The organism is Escherichia sp. HH26CH (assembly GCF_009820205.1).
GTDB classification, from domain to species: domain Bacteria; phylum Pseudomonadota; class Gammaproteobacteria; order Enterobacterales; family Enterobacteriaceae; genus Escherichia; species Escherichia coli_F.
Genome location: NZ_VNXM01000028.1, coordinates 20491 through 35792, shown reverse-complemented (window position 1 = coordinate 35792; position 15302 = coordinate 20491). Strand labels below are relative to the sequence as shown.

Sequence of the window (15302 nt, the reverse complement as noted above, 5' to 3'; positions counted from 1 at the left end):
GACGGCGCTGTGTCTGGCATGCCTGCAATCTGGGAAACCGGGGTAGAAAAAAACTTGCAGGCCATAACAGTATCTACATCATTTCTGCAATATATTGAATTTGGAATAATTTGTAGGCCGGATAAGGCGTTTAAGCCGCATCCGGCATAAACAAAGCGCACTATTCCTGCGTTAAAAAACGCCGGAAAAACGTTTCAAACAGACTGCTGCCGTAGCCGATGCCGCTGCACTTTCTCGACATCCATGCATTGCAACGCTTGTGTTGGGCAAGCTTCAACACAAGCCGGTCCCGTCGCCCGATGCCAGCACAGATCGCACTTAATCGCCCTCGCCTTTGTGCGTGAAGAAACGACCTCCATCGCACCAAACGGGCAAGCCAGCATACAGCTTTTACAGCCAATACAACGTGATTGTTCAACGAAAATATGCCCATGTTCGCAACTTATCGCGTCAACAGGGCACACATTTGCGCACGGTGCATCTTCACACTGATGACAGGCTACTGCCGTGGTGTAAGTATGATCTTTAATGACACGAATACGCGAAATAAACTCACCGGGTGACAACGCAGCGCAATCCTGATTCTCCTGATGCGACACTGCGCAAGCCACTTCACAGGTACGGCAACCGATACATTTCGTCGCATCCGCAATAATAAACCGGTTCATGATCACTCCTTTGCACTAAAACAGCAGAGTGCCAGAGAGCGCGTCCCTACTGCTTTGATCCAACGAAGGAAATGTTAAAGTTTTGGCACTTGTCCAGAGCGTTATGTGATCGCGCCCTGGTCGTCCCTGACAGTAAATCCCAGTTCATTAGAAATAGCCTGCGCGGTTTCACGCAGTGGTTTCAGGAGATTTTTCTCCCCCACCTGTTTCAGACGTGATGTCGAAAGCGAAATCGACACGGCGTACGGCACCCGCCCATGAATATCAAACACCGGAACAGCAATACAGGAGACGCCGAGTTCGTTTTCTTCTCTGTCCATCGCCGCTCCGCTTTCACGAATGTGCGCCAGTTCGTCGAACATCGCGGGCAGCTCGGTAATGGTATTGCGGGTTAACGGCTGGATCTCATGCTGATGGCTTTCCCAGTATGACTTCACGTAGTCCGGGTGACCAAACGCCATGTAGATCTTGCCCATTGCGGAACAGTAGAGCGGCATATGCTGGCCTATATAAGCTCGGGTTCGCAGCATCCCGGTCGTGGGTTCCAGCTTATAAATCAAAATAGCGTGATCGTCTTCGCGGCTGGAGAAGTTAATGGTTTCACCAGTGTCGATGTTCAGTGCCTCAAGATGCGGAGCGGCGATATGAATGATATTCAGCGAAGACAGCGCCTTCTGCCCGACGGCAATAAATTTGGTAGTCAGGCGGTAACTCCCTGCGGCGGGCGCGGTGGTCACATAGCCGCAGGATTGTAATCCCTGCAATAAGCGATGGACGGTACTCTTATTTAAACCAGCCAGCTCCGAAAGATGCGCCAACGGACAACCGTTTGGATAGTTGCTCAAAATCTCAATCAGCATCAACCCGCGAAACAGACTCTGGCTTCCGGCTGGACGCTCTTTTTCCTGCGCCATCTCGTTCTCTTTTTTTCCCATCACTTCTTTCCCCATTTTGTCGCGTCCTGATGGTAGCGCAAAGTGTGCCGTAGTTCACGATCTCGACAGATAATTTATAAACAATTGATTTTTAAGTCTTTTGAAATTCATTAATCAGATTGCTTTGTTAAAAAGTGATCGATATATTTGAAATCTAATTTCGCATATTGAAATTTTAAGATAAAAAAGCGTTCAAAAAAAACAAGGAAGCCAGGGATGAAAGTCACATTTGAGCAGTTAAAAGCAGCCTTTAATCGGGTCTTAATTTCACGCGGTGTTGACAGCGAAACGGCTGATGCCTGTGCAGAGATGTTCGCCCGCACCACCGAATCCGGTGTTTATTCTCACGGTGTTAACCGCTTCCCACGCTTCATCCAACAATTGGATAATGGCGATATCATTCCTGACGCCCAAGCCAAACGTATAACCAGCCTCGGCGCAATTGAACAGTGGGACGCCCAGCGTTCGATCGGTAACCTGACAGCGAAAAAGATGATGGATCGCGCCATTGAACTGGCTGCCGATCACGGTATTGGTCTGGTGGCGTTGCGTAATGCCAACCACTGGATGCGCGGCGGCAGCTACGGCTGGCAGGCGGCGGAAAAAGGCTATATTGGCATTTGCTGGACCAACTCCATCGCCGTAATGCCGCCGTGGGGCGCAAAAGAGTGTCGCATCGGCACTAACCCGCTGATCGTCGCCATTCCTTCTACCCCAATCACCATGGTCGATATGTCGATGTCGATGTTTTCCTACGGCATGTTAGAAGTTAACCGCCTTGCAGGTCGTCAGCTCCCGGTCGATGGTGGCTTTGATGATGAGGGCAATTTGACCAAAGAACCTGGCATTATCGAGAAAAATCGCCGCATTTTGCCGATGGGTTACTGGAAAGGTTCTGGTATGTCGATCGTGCTGGATATGATCGCTACTCTTCTTTCTGACGGCGCGTCAGTTGCTGAAGTCACCCAGGATAACAGCGACGAATATGGCGTTTCGCAAATCTTTATCGCCATTGAAGTGGACAAGCTTATCGACGGCCCCACCCGCGATGCCAAGCTGCAACGCATCATGGATTATGTTACTACCGCTGAACGCGCCGATGAAAACCAGGCCATTCGCTTACCCGGCCACGAATTTACCACCCTGCTGGCAGACAACCGCCGAAACGGTATTACCGTTGATGACAGCGTATGGGCAAAAATCCAGGCGTTATAAGGAGATAAGCCATGATTTTTGGACATATCGCGCAGCCTAACCCGTGCCGTTTGCCCGCTGCTATTGAAAAGGCGCTCGATTTTCTGCGCGCTACCGATTTCAACGCCCTGGAGCCGGGCGTTGTCGAAATCGACGGCAAAAATATTTATGCGCAAATTATCGATTTAACGACACGTCAGGCGGAGGAAAATCGCCCGGAAGTACATCGTCGCTATATTGATATTCAATTTCTGGCGTGGGGCAAAGAGAAAATCGGCATTGCTATTGATACAGGAAATAATAAAGTCAGCGAATCACTATTAGAGCAGCGCGATATTATTTTTTATCACGATAGTGAACATGAATCATTTATAGAAATGATACCGGGCAGTTACGCTATTTTCTTTCCTCAGGATGTTCATCGACCAGGTTGTATTCTGCAAACAGCCTCTGAGATACGAAAAGTTGTGGTTAAAGTCGCATTAACGGCGCTAAATTAATCGAATAATCGTCTACGCCAGAACGCCTGGGTAATGTTATTGCTCTAACTATATTAATAATTCAGGTTGCTGCACATGCAATTTGAATTATGACAAACATAGCCTCAAGGAATAGCTATGAAAAAAATACTTGAAGCAATACTGGCGATTAATCTCGCCGTACTTTCCTGTATTGTGTTTATAAACATTATTTTAAGATATGGTTTTCAGACAAGTATTTTATCTGTAGATGAATTGTCGCGTTATTTATTTGTCTGGTTAACCTTTATTGGCGCGATTGTGGCTTTTATGGATAACGCCCACGTTCAGGTTACCTTTCTGGTGGAGAAACTCTCCCCCGCGTGGCAGCGACGAGTCGCTCTGGTTACCCACTCCTTAATCTTATTTATTTGTGGCGCACTGGCCTGGGGCGCAACGCTAAAAACAATTCAGGACTGGAGCGATTATTCACCGATCCTCGGCTTGCCCATCGGCCTGATGTATGCCGCTTGTCTGCCCACCAGCCTCGTTATCGCATTCTTTGAGCTGCGCCTTTTATATCAACTCATCACGCGTAGCAATTCTCTAACGCCGCCACCGCAAGGAGCTTAATCATGGCTGTGCTGATTTTTCTGGGCTGCCTGTTGGGTGGCATTGCCATCGGTTTGCCTATTGCCTGGTCGCTACTGTTGTGCGGGGCGGCGCTTATGTTCTGGCTGGATATGTTTGATGTCCAGATCATGGCGCAAACGCTGGTAAACGGTGCTGACAGCTTCTCCCTGCTGGCGATTCCGTTCTTTGTACTGGCGGGTGAAATCATGAATGCGGGCGGCTTATCAAAACGCATTGTTGACCTGCCGATGAAACTGGTCGGGCATAAACCAGGCGGGTTGGGCTACGTGGGCGTGCTGGCGGCAATGATTATGGCGAGCCTTTCCGGTTCTGCTGTTGCTGATACCGCCGCCGTTGCCGCGCTACTGGTGCCGATGATGCGCAGCGCTAACTACCCGGTCAACCGGGCTGCGGGGCTGATTGCCTCTGGCGGCATTATCGCGCCAATTATTCCCCCTTCCATTCCGTTTATTATCTTCGGTGTTTCCAGCGGATTATCCATCAGTAAGTTGTTTATGGCGGGTATTGCCCCAGGCATTATGATGGGCGCAACGCTGATGCTCACCTGGTGGTGGCAGGCCAGTCGTCTTAATTTACCCCGTCAGCAAAAAGCAACGAAACGAGAAATCTGGCAATCTTTTGTTTCCGGTATCTGGGCGCTATTTCTTCCGGTCATTATTATTGGCGGCTTTCGCTCCGGTCTATTTACCCCTACCGAAGCCGGGGCCGTTGCTGCTTTCTATGCGTTGTTTGTCGCCACAGTTATTTACCGTGAAATGACCTTCGCTACACTTTGGCATGTACTCATTGGCGCGGCGAAAACGACCTCAGTGGTGATGTTTCTGGTGGCCTCGGCACAAGTTTCTGCCTGGCTGATTACCATTGCTGAATTGCCTATGATGGTTTCTGATTTACTGCAACCGTTGGTCGATTCACCGCGTCTGCTGTTTATCGTCATTATGGTGGCTATCCTGATTGTCGGCATGGTAATGGATTTAACGCCGACGGTGTTAATTCTTACCCCGGTATTAATGCCTTTAGTTAAAGAGGCAGGAATCGATCCGATTTACTTCGGAGTCATGTTTATCATCAACTGCTCAATCGGCTTAATTACACCGCCTATCGGTAATGTGCTTAACGTTATTTCAGGGGTGGCTAAACTCAAATTCGATGATGCAGTCAGAGGCGTTTTCCCTTACGTCCTGGTTTTATATTCCTTATTAGCCTTATTTGTTTTTATTCCCGATCTCATCATCCTCCCGTTGAAATGGATTAATTAAAAGGAAAATATTATGAAATTACGCTCTGTAACCTACGCTTTATTAATTGCCGGAGTGGCGGCGTTCAGCACATCTTCTCTGGCGGCACAATCATTACGTTTCGGTTATGAAACCTCACAAACCGACTCACAACATATTGCAGCGAAAAAATTTAATGAATTATTACAGGAGAGAACCAAAGGCGAGCTGAAATTAAAACTGTTCCCGGACAGTACTCTCGGCAACGCACAAGCGATGATCAGCGGCGTGCGTGGCGGCACTATTGATATGGAGATGTCTGGCTCGAATAACTTTGCCGGATTATCACCTGTGATGAACCTGCTTGATGTTCCTTTCCTGTTCCGCGATACCGCCCACGCGCATAAAACACTCGACGGCAAAGTCGGCGATGAACTGAAGGCCTCCCTTGAAGGTAAGGGACTGAAAGTACTGGCCTACTGGGAAAACGGCTGGCGCGATGTCACCAACTCACGCCAACCGGTTAAAACGCCTGGCGACCTGAAAGGGCTGAAAATCCGCACCAACAACAGCCCGATGAATATCGCCGCATTTAAAGTATTTGGCGCTAACCCTATCCCGATGCCGTTTGCCGAAGTCTATACCGGGCTGGAAACGCGCACTATCGACGCTCAGGAACACCCGATCAACGTCGTCTGGTCAGCCAAATTTTATGAAGTGCAGAAGTACCTTTCTCTGACGCACCATGCCTATTCCCCGCTTTTGGTGGTGATCAACAAAGCGAAGTTTGATGGCTTAAGCCCGGAGTTCCAGCAAGCGCTAATTTCATCTGCGCAAGAAGCGGGTAATTACCAGCGCAAATTGGTCGCCGAAAATCAGCAAAAAATCATCGACGCCATGAAAGACGCGGGCGTGGAAGTCATCACCGAACTTGATCGCAAAGCCTTTAGCGACGTACTGGGTACTCAGGTCCGCGACATGTTTGTAAAAGATGTTCCGCAGGGCGATGAACTGCTGAAAGCCGTGGATGAGGTGCAATAAGCCATGACGCAATACTGGCTGGGGTTAGATTGTGGCGGAAGCTGGCTAAAAGCCGGACTGTATGACCGCGAAGGCCGGGAGGCAGGCGTGCAGCGCCTGCCGCTGTGCGCATTAAGCCCGCAGCCAGGCTGGGCAGAGCGCGATATGGAAGAACTGTGGCAATGCTGCATGGCTGTCATTCGCGCCCTGCTTACTCATTCTGGTGTTAGCGGGGAACAAATTGTCGGTATCGGTATCTCCGCACAGGGAAAGGGCTTGTTTTTGCTGGATAAAAACGACAAGCCGCTCGGGAATGCTATTTTGTCCTCGGACCGCCGGGCGATGGAAATCGTTCGTCGCTGGCAGGAAGATGGCATCCCGGAAAAACTCTACCCGCTGACCCGACAAACCTTGTGGACCGGGCATCCGGTGTCGCTGTTACGCTGGCTGAAAGAGCACGAACCAGAACGCTACGCGCAAATTGGCTGCGTGATGATGACGCACGACTACCTGCGCTGGTGTTTAACCGGTGTCAAAGGCTGCGAAGAGAGCAATATTTCCGAATCCAATCTCTACAACATGAGTCGCGGGGAATATGACCCGTGCCTCACCGACTGGCTGGGGATCAGTGAAATCAATCACGCCCTGCCGCCTGTTGTTGGATCTGCCGAAATCTGCGGGGAAATCACCGCTCAGACAGCCGCACTGACCGGTCTGAAAGCGGGTACGCCCGTTGTCGGCGGCCTGTTTGATGTGGTTTCTACCGCACTCTGCGCCGGAATCGAAGACGAATTTACCCTCAATGCGGTGATGGGGACCTGGGCGGTGACCAGCGGCATAACCAGCGGTTTAGGTGGCGGTGAAGCGCATCCGTATGTCTATGGCCGCTACGTTAACGACGGTGAATTTATCGTTCACGAAGCCAGCCCTACCTCTTCCGGCAATCTCGAATGGTTTACCGCGCAGTGGGGAGAAATCTCGTTTGCAGAGATCAACCAGGCTGTTGCCAGCTTACCGAAAGCCGGTGGCGATCTCTTTTTCCTGCCGTTCCTGTACGGCAGCAACGCCGGACTCGAGATGACCAGCGGTTTCTACGGGATGCAGGCCATTCACACCCGCGCACACCTGTTGCAGGCCATTTATGAAGGCGTGGTGTTCAGCCATATGACTCACCTCAACCGGATGCGCGAACGTTTTACTGATGTGCACACCCTGCGCGTCACTGGCGGCCCGGCGCACTCCGATGTCTGGATGCAAATGCTGGCGGACGTTAGCGGACTGCGTATCGAACTGCCGCAGGTGCAAGAAACGGGCTGTTTTGGCGCGGCGCTTGCCGCCCGCGTCGGCACCGGAGTTTATCGCGATTTCAGCGAAGCCCAGCGCGATCAACAGCACCCGGTGCGTACCCTGTTACCGGATATGACCGCCCATCAGCTTTACCAACAAAAATACCAACGCTATCAGCACCTCATTGCCGCACTACAGGGCTTTCATGCCCGCGTTAAGGAGAACACATTATGAGCAGACCACTTCTGCAACTGGCCCTCGACCACTCATCACTTGAAGCCGCACAGCGCGACGTTACGCTGTTAAAAGACAGCGTCGATATCGTCGAAGCAGGCACTATTCTCTGTTTAAACGAAGGGCTTGGCGCGGTGAAAGCCTTGCGCGAACAGTGCCCGGACAAAATCATCGTTGCTGACTGGAAGGTCGCCGATGCTGGTGAAACGCTCGCGCAACAGGCGTTTGGCGCAGGCGCTAACTGGATGACCATCATCTGCGCCGCACCGCTCGCGACGGTGGAAAAAGGCCACGCGATGGCGCAACGCTGCGGTGGTGAAATCCAGATAGAGCTTTTTGGTAACTGGACGCTGGACGACGCCCGCGACTGGCATCGTATTGGCGTGCGGCAGGCGATTTATCATCGTGGTCGTGACGCGCAGGCCAGCGGGCAACAGTGGGGCGAAGCCGATCTGGCACGCATGAAGGCGCTTTCCGATATCGGCCTTGAGCTTTCCATTACCGGCGGGATTACGCCTGCTGACCTGCCGCTGTTTAAAGATATCCGCGTGAAAGCGTTTATTGCCGGGCGGGCGCTGGCAGGCGCAGCAAATCCGGCACAGGTAGCTGCCGACTTCCATGCGCAAATCGACGCTATCTGGGGAGGCGCGCGTGCGTAATCATCCGTTAGGGATTTATGAAAAAGCGCTGGCGAAAGATCTCTCCTGGCCGGAGCGGCTGGTGCTGGCAAAAAGCTGCGGTTTTGATTTTGTCGAAATGTCGGTGGATGAAACCGATGAACGGCTGTCACGCCTTGACTGGAGCGCCGCGCAACGTGCCTCGCTGGTCACCGCGATGATCGAAACGGGTGTTACCATTCCGTCAATGTGTCTGTCTGCCCATCGCCGTTTTCCTTTTGGCAGCCGGGACGAGGCGGTGCGCGAACGGGCGCGGGAGATCATGAGCAAAGCGATTCGCCTGGCGCGCGATCTCGGTATTCGCACCATTCAACTGGCGGGCTACGACGTCTATTACGAAGACCATGACGAAGGTACCCGGCAACGTTTTGCTGAAGGGCTGACGTGGGCTGTCGAACAGGCGGCGGCATCACAAGTAATGCTGGCGGTGGAGATTATGGATACCGCGTTTATGAACTCCATCAGCAAATGGAAAAAGTGGGACGAGATGCTCGCCTCGCCGTGGTTCACCGTCTACCCGGACGTCGGCAACCTTAGCGCCTGGGGCAATGATGTTCCCGCCGAACTGAAACTGGGCATTGACCGTATCGCCGCGATCCACCTGAAAGACACCCAGCCAGTCACCGAGCAAAGCCCCGGACAGTTCCGCGACGTGCCGTTTGGCGAAGGCTGCGTCGATTTCGTTGGCATCTTCAAAACGCTGCATGAACTGAACTATCGCGGATCATTTCTGATTGAGATGTGGACCGAAAAAGCCAAAGAGCCGGTGCTGGAGATTATTCAGGCACGGCGCTGGATTGAAGCGCGTATGCAGGAGGCTGGATTTATATGTTAGAACAACTGAAAGCCGACGTGCTGGCGGCGAATCTGGCGCTTCCCGCTCACCATCTGGTGACGTTCACCTGGGGCAATGTCAGCGCGGTAGACGAAACGCGGCAATGGATGGTAATCAAACCTTCCGGCGTCGAGTACGACGTGATGACCGCCGACGATATGGTGGTGGTTGAGATAGCCAGCGGCAAGGTGGTGGAAGGTAGCAAAAAGCCCTCGTCCGATACGCCAACGCATCTGGCGCTTTACCGTCGCTATGCCGAAATCGGTGGCATTGTGCATACCCACTCGCGCCACGCCACCATCTGGTCACAGGCCGGGCTGGATCTCCCCGCCTGGGGCACCACGCACGCCGATTATTTCTATGGTGCCATCCCCTGCACGCGACAGATGACCGCAGAGGAGATTAACGGCGAATATGAATATCAGACCGGCGAAGTGATCATTGAAACTTTCGAAGAACGCGGCAGGAGTCCGGCACAAATCCCGGCGGTATTGGTGCATTCTCACGGTCCGTTTGCCTGGGGCAATAACGCCGCCGATGCGGTGCATAATGCCGTGGTACTCGAAGAGTGCGCCTATATGGGCCTGTTCTCGCGCCAGCTTGCGCCGCAGCTTCCTGCGATGCAAAACGAACTTCTGGATAAGCATTACCTGCGTAAGCATGGGGCCAATGCCTATTACGGGCAGTAATCTATCACGCCGGGGCTTCATTGCCCCGGCACTACGAATTGATATGTTCCTTGCTGTAACGTCGCTTCCACGCAGCTGGCGTTAAACCGGTGTGTTTGCGAAAAATCTGTCGGAAATAGCCAACGTCATTAAACCCGCACAATGCCGCCACTTCCGTGAGCGATCGCGCTTCGCTAATTAACAGCTTTTCGGCTTCGCGCACTCGCTGGCGGTGGATTGCTTCTGTTAACGTCAGATGAAACACCCGCCGATAGACACGCCCAAGATAATCGGCATTGCAGTACAGCTCGCGGGCTAAAAGCGCCGTAGAAAGCGGGCGATGATATTGCGTGCGGATCAGTTTCTGCGCTTTCCAGGCAAGCGTGGTACCTGCGGCATCGGCCTGTTCATCAAGACGCGCGTCACGGGTGAGTTGCTGCAAAATCAGCAGCACAATAAACTCCAGCGCCGGAGTGCGTTGATGCTTTTCCTGTTCGCTTAAGAACTGGCGAAACAGGGCCACCAGCGCCTGCGGATCGGCAACCTTCGTTTGTTGCGGCACGCTAAGATGAGTGAGCCAGCGCGGGTCGCTATCCGGCGCTTTAACCTCAAAATGCAGCCAGTAAAATTTGAGATCGGCGGGAAAATCCTCTACCCCAACATGCTGTCGGTTCGGCCAGAGTAATAAACTCTCTCCCGCATCGACCAGAAATATCCGCTCTTCTTCCTGAATCGCTAATCGACCTTTTTCGACAAAGATAATTTCCCATGACTCCAGCCGCCTTGCCGGATGCCTCCCTACGCCACGGGAAATAAATAATCCACCATTTTGCACTTTAATCGGTAACGTCATGGATAATTCGAGCATTGATATGTAATTTCCCGCTTATTCATTAATGATTAAACACATTACCTTTTGATTATTAATCAAAAACATTAATTTCACCTGATCCAATTCACACTTTTAAATTCAGGTCGGAATCGTCACCTTTTTTTACTCTTTTCTCGCCTTGTTGATATTCCCGTTCACGGCAGAATTAATCATGTCATTTCAATAAAACTAAAAATTGCTCCCTATGCACGAGGAATATCTATGACCTCTACACCGATTACTACCGCTGATATCGCTAAAGGTAAAATTGACGATGCGTTATCTGTACGGGAAAAAATAGGCTACGGCCTGGGTGACGCAGGCGGCACCGTAATAACTTGCCTGATCATGAACTTTCTCACCTTTTTCTACACCGACGTTTTTGGCTTAACTCCGGCGCTGGTCGGCACGCTGTTTATTGCACTGCGCGTGTTTGATGCCATCTCCGACCCGGTGATGGGCGTCATTGCCGACCGGACGCAAAGTCGCTGGGGGCGCTTTCGTCCGTGGCAGTTGTGGATTGCCATTCCCATCGGCATTATCGGCATCCTGACGTTCACCGTGCCAGATGCCAGCATGGGAGTAAAAATCGCCTGGGCGTTCGGCACTTACCTGCTCCTTTCAGTCGGTTATACCGCCATCAACGTGCCGTACTGCGCGCTGATCAACACCATGACCACCCGCCACAATGAAGTGATCTCCTGCCAGTCCTGGCGATTCGTTCTCTGCGGCGTAGCGGGATTTCTGGTTTCGGTTGGCCTGCCGTGGATGGTAGATCTCTTCGGTCAGGATAATGCCGCGCGCGGCTATCAACTGGGCGTCGGCGTGCTGTGCGCCATCGCTGTAGTGATGTTCCTGTGCTGTTTCTTCTGGGTTCGTGAACGGGTGCCACTCTCCACAATGGGGAAATTTACCCTGCGCGAACATCTTGCCGGGCTGCGAAACAACGACCAACTGCTGCTGATGCTGGTCATGTCTTTCCTGCTGATTAACGTCTTTAATATTCGCGGCGGTGGGTATATGTACTTCATTACCTACGTCTTACAAGGCAGTACGGGCTACACGTCGCTGTTCTTCACTATGGTCACCTTCGCCTCCATTATCGGCTCGGTGATTGTCAGCCCGTTAACGCGACGTTTCGATACCGTCAAAATTTACTACTACACCAACCTGCTCCTCGCCGCGCTGGCGGTGTTGATGTGGTTCCTGCCTTCTGGCCCGGCTTATCAAACGCTGTGGCTGGCGGTGATCCTTGGTAATGGCGTGATTCTTGGCTTCACATTGCCATTGCACTTCTCATTGATGGCCTTTGCCGATGACTACGGCGAGTGGAAAACCCGCGTACGTTCTTCCGGCATGAACTTCGCCTTCAATCTGTTTTTCATCAAGCTGGCCTGGGCCTCCAGCGCCGGGATCATCAGCCTGCTGTTTATTTTTGTCGCCTACCAGCCAGGCGTGGAAAACCAGACCGCCAGTTCGCTTGGCGGGATCGCGGCGATGGAAACATTGCTGCCTGCGCTGTTCCACCTGCTGCTGGCGATGGCGATCCGCTTTTGCAAACTCAATAACCCTATGATGTCACGCATTGCTAGCGACCTGCGTCAGCGTCATGTACAGCCTTAAGGAGCACAAGATGAACATTTCGGAAGTCGATCTGCATAAACTGACGGTCAGCGATCCGTTCCTCGGTCAGTACCAACAACTGGTCCGCGACGTGGTGATTCCTTATCAGTGGGATGCCTTGAACGATCGTATCCCAGAAGCGGAACCCAGCCATGCGATTGAAAACTTTCGCATTGCCGCAGGACTGCAAGACGGTGAATTTTACGGGATGGTGTTTCAGGACAGCGACGTCGCCAAATGGCTGGAAGCGGTAGCCTGGTCGCTGTGCCAGAAGCCGGATGCCGAACTGGAAAAAACTGCTGACGAGGTAATCGAACTGGTCGCTTCCGCCCAGTGCGAAGATGGCTATCTCAATACTTACTTTACGGTAAAAGCGCCCGAAGAACGCTGGAGCAATCTGGCGGAGTGTCATGAACTTTACTGCGCCGGTCATCTGATTGAAGCCGGAGTCGCCTTCTTCCAGGCCACGGGCAAGCGGCGCTTGCTGGAAGTGGTTTGCCGTCTGGCCGATCATATCGACAGCGTATTTGGTCCAGGTGAAAGTAAGTTACACGGTTATCCTGGTCACCCGGAAATTGAACTGGCACTAATGCGCCTGTATGAAGTGACCGAAGAGCCGCGCTACCTGGCGCTGACGAACTATTTTGTCGAACAGCGTGGTGCGCAACCGCACTATTACGACCAGGAATATGAAAAGCGCGGGCAGACCTCGCACTGGCACACCTACGGCCCGGCGTGGATGGTGAAAGACAAAGCCTACAGCCAGGCACATTTGCCCATCGCACAGCAGCAAACCGCCATTGGTCACGCGGTACGTTTTGTCTACCTGATGACCGGCGTCGCGCATCTCGCGCGTTTAAGTCACGATGAAAGCAAGCGTCAGGACTGCCTGCGGCTGTGGAACAATATGGCCCAGCGTCAGTTATATATTACCGGCGGCATTGGCTCACAAAGCAGCGGCGAAGCGTTTAGCAGCGATTACGATCTGCCGAATGACACGGTATACGCCGAAAGCTGTGCTTCCATCGGCCTGATGATGTTCGCCCGGCGAATGCTGGAAATGGAAGGCGACAGTCAATATGCCGATGTGATGGAGCGCGCACTGTACAACACCGTGCTCGGCGGCATGGCGCTGGATGGCAAACATTTCTTCTATGTGAATCCGCTGGAAGTACATCCAAAATCGCTGAAATTCAACCATATCTACGATCACGTTAAGCCGATCCGCCAGCGTTGGTTTGGTTGCGCTTGTTGTCCGCCAAATATCGCCCGCGTGCTAACCTCGATTGGTCATTATCTCTACACGCCGCGTGAAGATGCGTTGTATATCAACATCTACGCAGGAAACAGCATGGAAGTGCCGGTAGAAAATGGCACGCTGCGTCTGCGGGTTAGCGGAAACTATCCGTGGCAGGAACAGGTGACAATTGCGGTTGAATCGCCCCAGCCGGTGCGTCATACGCTGGCTTTACGTCTGCCGGACTGGTGCACACAGCCGCAGATTACATTGAATGGGGAAGAGGTCGAGCAGGATATTCGTAAAGGGTATTTGCACATTACCCGCGAATGGCAGGAGGGCGACACGCTGAATCTGACTTTGCCAATGCCGGTACGTCGCGTTTACGGTAACCCGCTGGTGCGTCACGTCGCCGGAAAAGTGGCGATTCAGCGCGGCCCGCTGGTATATTGCCTGGAACAGGCCGACAACGGCGAGTCACTGCATAATTTGTGGCTGCCCGCCGATGCGCCATTTACGACATTTGAAGGTAAGGGATTGTTCAGCCATAAGATCTTAATCCAGGCACCGGGTTACCGGTATGAACAGAGCTATCCAGAGCAGCAACCGCTGTGGCATTACGACAGCGCGCCAGCCAAACGCCAGCCGCAAACTCTGACATTTATCCCGTGGTTTAGCTGGGCTAACCGGGGTGAAGGCGAAATGCGGATCTGGGTGAATGAGGAAAACCAGTGCCATCCGTAGGTTGGATAAGGCGCTCGCGCCGCATCCAACGTAGGGTGCACATTGCCTGATGCGACGCTTAACGCGTCTTATCAAGCCTGAAGGTCAGTGCGAGAGCGTAGGCCAGCCGCACCGACATCCACCGGTAAATTAAAAACGCCAGCTCACGCCGGTGACAAAGGTAAAACTCTCATTACGATCAATCATCGGGCTGTCGGTAATCTCTTCCGGCAGCTCGCTGTATCCGGCACTCGCCATCAATACGATGTGCTCTCCTATCGGGTATTTTGCCGTCAGGCTGACATAGGGCACCCAGGCATCCTGCGCGGAATAACTTGCCAGACCGCTACGACGGGACTCACTCTCTGAAATGCCATAGTAATAGTCACTGAAATTCTCGTCATAATAGAGAACGCCCAGTGCAGGTGTCAGCGACAGGCGACCTATCTGCATTTTGTGAAATACCGATAGCTCCCCCACCCAGCCGTTGCTGTTATCCAGAACGTCCGCAGCCGCAGAGGCTTTCACGGTTCCCCAACGCTCGTGGTGATACCAGGCAACCCCCGCCATAGCCGTACTATCACGCTTATCAAGCTGTTGCATGGCATGATCGTCATTATCTGCAGGGTCAAATTCCAGCGGCATCCAGGATGCGGTCAGGCTAAGTTCATTTTTTTCACTTTGCGACAGAATAAAACCTAACGTGGTCTGACGAACATAAAAAGAATCACCTTCATAACTAATCAGCGGAATTGCCTTTGTATTTTCATTATAACCACGATAAGGCGATTCATTATAAGCTGCACCAGCACCAATGGATAATTCAGAAGCAGTAGCGCTTGCCATAAAAGGCAACGCAAATAACGCCACAGTATTGCGGTTAATTAACATGTCCGGTATTCCATTTTAAAATAAGATAAAAAAGAGTCGGCATAATAATGCTTACAATTTCTCCGGTGCAAGATTCATATTTATATAGTAATATATAAAATTATATATAA

General features: G+C 52.1%; 15 protein-coding genes. 11 read left to right on the top strand and 4 right to left on the bottom strand.

Annotated features, from left to right (window positions below; translation table 11 throughout):
- Nucleotides 1–194: 194 nt before the first annotated feature.
- Together FQ015_RS10130 and yiaJ are read right to left on the bottom strand one after the other, a co-directional pair.
- Nucleotides 195–668, bottom strand: coding sequence for a 4Fe-4S binding protein (locus FQ015_RS10130; protein WP_032304024.1), 474 nt, complete (start codon nucleotides 666–668; stop codon nucleotides 195–197).
- A gap of 101 nt (nucleotides 669–769) precedes the next feature.
- Entirely contained in the window at nucleotides 770–1618 is an 849-nt protein-coding gene (gene yiaJ / locus FQ015_RS10125) for an IclR family transcriptional regulator YiaJ (RefSeq protein WP_039020895.1), read from the bottom strand.
- 201 nt (nucleotides 1619–1819) lie between these two features.
- Between yiaJ and yiaK the strand changes: the two genes are divergently transcribed.
- The 9 genes from yiaK to araD all read left to right on the top strand — a co-directional run bounded on the left by yiaK (nucleotide 1820) and on the right by araD (nucleotide 9868).
- Nucleotides 1820–2818, top strand: a complete 999-nt coding sequence (gene yiaK / locus FQ015_RS10120) for a 3-dehydro-L-gulonate 2-dehydrogenase (RefSeq protein ID WP_039020894.1) — start codon at nucleotides 1820–1822, stop codon at nucleotides 2816–2818.
- Nucleotides 2819–2829: 11 nt separating this feature from the next.
- Nucleotides 2830–3297: a YhcH/YjgK/YiaL family protein gene (locus tag FQ015_RS10115; RefSeq protein ID WP_039020893.1), complete on the top strand. Its 468-nt coding sequence runs from the start codon at nucleotides 2830–2832 to the stop codon at nucleotides 3295–3297.
- 117 nt (nucleotides 3298–3414) lie between these two features.
- Entirely contained in the window at nucleotides 3415–3888 is a 474-nt protein-coding gene (gene yiaM, locus FQ015_RS10110) for a 2,3-diketo-L-gulonate TRAP transporter small permease YiaM (protein ID WP_000721665.1), read from the top strand.
- 2 nt (nucleotides 3889–3890) lie between these two features.
- Nucleotides 3891–5168 (top strand): 2,3-diketo-L-gulonate TRAP transporter large permease YiaN, encoded by a 1278-nt coding sequence (yiaN, locus tag FQ015_RS10105; protein WP_000279617.1) that lies wholly within the window; start codon nucleotides 3891–3893, stop codon nucleotides 5166–5168.
- A gap of 12 nt (nucleotides 5169–5180) precedes the next feature.
- Nucleotides 5181–6167 carry a 2,3-diketo-L-gulonate TRAP transporter substrate-binding protein YiaO gene (yiaO, locus tag FQ015_RS10100; protein ID WP_160524010.1) on the top strand — a complete coding sequence of 329 codons (987 nt, stop codon included), beginning with the start codon at nucleotides 5181–5183 and terminating at the stop codon, nucleotides 6165–6167.
- Nucleotides 6168–6170: 3 nt separating this feature from the next.
- A complete protein-coding gene (lyxK, locus tag FQ015_RS10095; RefSeq protein ID WP_160524009.1) occupies nucleotides 6171–7667 on the top strand; it encodes an L-xylulokinase in 1497 nt (498 codons plus the stop codon).
- The gene (gene ulaD, locus FQ015_RS10090) at nucleotides 7664–8326 is read left to right on the top strand and encodes a 3-keto-L-gulonate-6-phosphate decarboxylase UlaD (RefSeq protein ID WP_000089480.1); all 663 of its coding nucleotides are present in this window, start codon (nucleotides 7664–7666) and stop codon (nucleotides 8324–8326) included. Before lyxK ends, ulaD begins: the two co-directional genes overlap by 4 nt.
- Nucleotides 8319–9179, top strand: coding sequence for an L-ribulose-5-phosphate 3-epimerase (locus FQ015_RS10085; RefSeq protein WP_032185418.1), 861 nt, complete (start codon nucleotides 8319–8321; stop codon nucleotides 9177–9179). Before ulaD ends, FQ015_RS10085 begins: the two co-directional genes overlap by 8 nt.
- Nucleotides 9173–9868 (top strand): L-ribulose-5-phosphate 4-epimerase, encoded by a 696-nt coding sequence (araD, locus tag FQ015_RS10080; protein ID WP_160524008.1) that lies wholly within the window; start codon nucleotides 9173–9175, stop codon nucleotides 9866–9868. Before FQ015_RS10085 ends, araD begins: the two co-directional genes overlap by 7 nt.
- A gap of 31 nt (nucleotides 9869–9899) precedes the next feature.
- Here araD and FQ015_RS10075 read toward each other — a convergent pair whose 3' ends face one another.
- Nucleotides 9900–10715: an AraC family transcriptional regulator gene (locus FQ015_RS10075; protein ID WP_000891823.1), complete on the bottom strand. Its 816-nt coding sequence runs from the start codon at nucleotides 10713–10715 to the stop codon at nucleotides 9900–9902.
- Between the two features lie 225 nt (nucleotides 10716–10940).
- On the opposite strand from FQ015_RS10075, the gene FQ015_RS10070 reads away from it, so the two are divergent.
- Together FQ015_RS10070 and FQ015_RS10065 are read left to right on the top strand one after the other, a co-directional pair.
- Nucleotides 10941–12341, top strand: a complete 1401-nt coding sequence (locus tag FQ015_RS10070; RefSeq protein ID WP_160524007.1) for an MFS transporter — start codon at nucleotides 10941–10943, stop codon at nucleotides 12339–12341.
- A gap of 10 nt (nucleotides 12342–12351) precedes the next feature.
- Nucleotides 12352–14322, top strand: coding sequence for a glycoside hydrolase family 127 protein (locus FQ015_RS10065; protein ID WP_160524006.1), 1971 nt, complete (start codon nucleotides 12352–12354; stop codon nucleotides 14320–14322).
- Between the two features lie 129 nt (nucleotides 14323–14451).
- Here FQ015_RS10065 and FQ015_RS10060 read toward each other — a convergent pair whose 3' ends face one another.
- Nucleotides 14452–15192, bottom strand: a complete 741-nt coding sequence (locus FQ015_RS10060; RefSeq protein WP_039020887.1) for a MipA/OmpV family protein — start codon at nucleotides 15190–15192, stop codon at nucleotides 14452–14454.
- Nucleotides 15193–15302 lie beyond the last annotated feature (110 nt).

What these genes read in the sequence shown, in the direction of transcription:
- FQ015_RS10130 (WP_032304024.1), bottom strand. Translation starts at nt 668, where the DNA reads ATGAACCGGTTTATTATTGCGGATGCGACGAAATGTATCGGTTGCCGT.
- yiaJ (WP_039020895.1), bottom strand. Translation starts at nt 1,618, where the DNA reads ATGGGGAAAGAAGTGATGGGAAAAAAAGAGAACGAGATGGCGCAGGAA.
- yiaK (WP_039020894.1), top strand. Translation starts at nt 1,820, where the DNA reads ATGAAAGTCACATTTGAGCAGTTAAAAGCAGCCTTTAATCGGGTCTTA.
- FQ015_RS10115 (WP_039020893.1), top strand. Translation starts at nt 2,830, where the DNA reads ATGATTTTTGGACATATCGCGCAGCCTAACCCGTGCCGTTTGCCCGCT.
- yiaM (WP_000721665.1), top strand. Translation starts at nt 3,415, where the DNA reads ATGAAAAAAATACTTGAAGCAATACTGGCGATTAATCTCGCCGTACTT.
- yiaN (WP_000279617.1), top strand. Translation starts at nt 3,891, where the DNA reads ATGGCTGTGCTGATTTTTCTGGGCTGCCTGTTGGGTGGCATTGCCATC.
- yiaO (WP_160524010.1), top strand. Translation starts at nt 5,181, where the DNA reads ATGAAATTACGCTCTGTAACCTACGCTTTATTAATTGCCGGAGTGGCG.
- lyxK (WP_160524009.1), top strand. Translation starts at nt 6,171, where the DNA reads ATGACGCAATACTGGCTGGGGTTAGATTGTGGCGGAAGCTGGCTAAAA.
- ulaD (WP_000089480.1), top strand. Translation starts at nt 7,664, where the DNA reads ATGAGCAGACCACTTCTGCAACTGGCCCTCGACCACTCATCACTTGAA.
- araD (WP_160524008.1), top strand. Translation starts at nt 9,173, where the DNA reads ATGTTAGAACAACTGAAAGCCGACGTGCTGGCGGCGAATCTGGCGCTT.
- FQ015_RS10075 (WP_000891823.1), bottom strand. Translation starts at nt 10,715, where the DNA reads ATGCTCGAATTATCCATGACGTTACCGATTAAAGTGCAAAATGGTGGA.
- FQ015_RS10070 (WP_160524007.1), top strand. Translation starts at nt 10,941, where the DNA reads ATGACCTCTACACCGATTACTACCGCTGATATCGCTAAAGGTAAAATT.
- FQ015_RS10065 (WP_160524006.1), top strand. Translation starts at nt 12,352, where the DNA reads ATGAACATTTCGGAAGTCGATCTGCATAAACTGACGGTCAGCGATCCG.
- FQ015_RS10060 (WP_039020887.1), bottom strand. Translation starts at nt 15,192, where the DNA reads ATGTTAATTAACCGCAATACTGTGGCGTTATTTGCGTTGCCTTTTATG.